The following is a 1,874-nucleotide window of genomic DNA, read 5'->3' as shown; positions in this document are numbered from 1 at the left end:
CAGTTATATAACGGGAGGTTCATGATATAATTATCATAGATAAACTCTTAAAGAAACAAAACAAATTAATCATTCTGAAAATTAAATCTTTTAAGGAGTCGATGAAAGTTGACAATTGATAGTAAAAAATCAATTAGTAAAGAACAAACTATTTTTAATCACATTGGAAATAAAATCAAAACAGAAGATAGAGAAATTAATATAATTGCTAGATTAGAAGAACCACTAATAGTAATTTTAGGAAATGTTTTGAGTGACGAAGAATGTGACGAACTAATTAGATTGTCAAAAGACAAAATGCATCGTTCTAAAATTGGAGTTACACACGAAGTAAATGAGATAAGAACAAGTAGTAGTATGTATTTTCAAGATAATGAAAATGACATCATTACCAAAATTGAAAAAAGAGTATCATCTATTATGAATATACCCATTGAACATGGGGATGGTATTCAAATTCTTAAATATACTCCTGGTCAAGAGTATAAAGCTCATTTTGATTTTTTTACATCTTCAAGTAAAGCAACAAAAAATAATAGAATTAGCACAATCGTCATGTACTTAAATGATGTGGAGCATGGAGGAGAAACTTTTTTTCCTAAACTAAATCTTTCAGTATCCCCACGAAAAGGAATGGCGGTGTATTTCGAATATTTCTATACTGATATAAACGTAAACGAACTAACATTACATGGTGGAGCGCCAGTTATAACTGGCGAAAAATGGGTTGCAACACAATGGATGAGAAGACAAAAATAGTATATTTTTTACCTGTATTCTTTCGTTCCAAGACAGACACATCCTTTCAAAAATCATTGTAAGGACTAACTAAAATGTGTCCATGAAACAATATTAACACCAAGTTTGTTGGGTATACACGAAACGATGGAAGGAAAGCCATAACCTACGGCGTGTCCTAGAGAAGTAAGTAAAGGTAACTTTTTACCATCAATATTTTCATTGAACGAAATTACATAACACTAGTTTCCTACACCATGTTTATTAGTAACTTGGAAATTTCAATATGGTTTGAATTAGGTTTTGAAGTTTCAATCATATATTCTTCACAAAGCGTTTCTTTGAAATTATGGTTAAGTCAAAACAGTTCAATCGAGAAGTAATGCGACTATACATCTTGATAACTGGGCTTATATCTAAAAACCACAACCAACTTCTAGGGCGGCTGGTTGTAGTCTTCAGTTTCTTTGTTATCCCCAGCTAGAACTGACTCTTTACTTTATAGAGTTTCTTACTTTACGTAAGAATTCTATATGTTGATCCATAATACTCGAGCGAAGTAACTGGCTCTCTTTTAATAAACGAATAAAAGTTCTTCTGCTGCGGATTCTTCTGTTTCTCATAAATAACACTCCTTTCATCTTTTCTTTATTTTATTAATGCTTGTCTTTACTTGTAACGGCTAGTTCCTCTAGATGAAAAAAAAGTTAGTGATCTAGTTAATATTCCCTTACTAGTCCAACATCCATTTCTTTTTTAAATAGGACAAAACAACGCAAACGCCTGTGAAGCCATCCCTAAGTCATGTGTTTCCAGCTGGATGATTCCCATACAGGGTAAATAAATCAAGAACATTTTCCATCTCTACTTTTAGTACTAGGAAAACAGTAACCGAGGTTTCATTTCTTATTGGTGCCGACATTTATGGGTATGAAGATGGATATACCAGCATTAATAACTATATTGTGGATTACATTCAAAAGGGCTACAGAAGTCGTTAAGGCATTCTAGAGCGGAAGAGATTCCTATTCTGGGTTTCTGTCTTGGAGGCTCAATGGCTGTCATCTATGCTTCATTTGCTAATGAACCGATAAAAAATCAAATGCTGTCAGTAGCACCATTTGATTGGGTCATTC

1 protein-coding gene is annotated in these 1,874 nt (G+C 32.8%); it reads left to right on the top strand.

The annotated features are described in order from the left end of the window. Nucleotides 1-108: 108 nt before the first annotated feature. On the top strand, nucleotides 109-759 hold the full coding sequence (locus tag AC1DUW_RS27405) for a 2OG-Fe(II) oxygenase (protein ID WP_053346269.1): 651 nt from the start codon (nucleotides 109-111) through the stop codon (nucleotides 757-759). Nucleotides 760-1,874: the final 1,115 nt, after the last annotated feature.

Source organism: Peribacillus sp. P4_C12, assembly GCF_056402095.1.
This window is presented reverse-complemented; position numbering and strand designations above follow the sequence as displayed.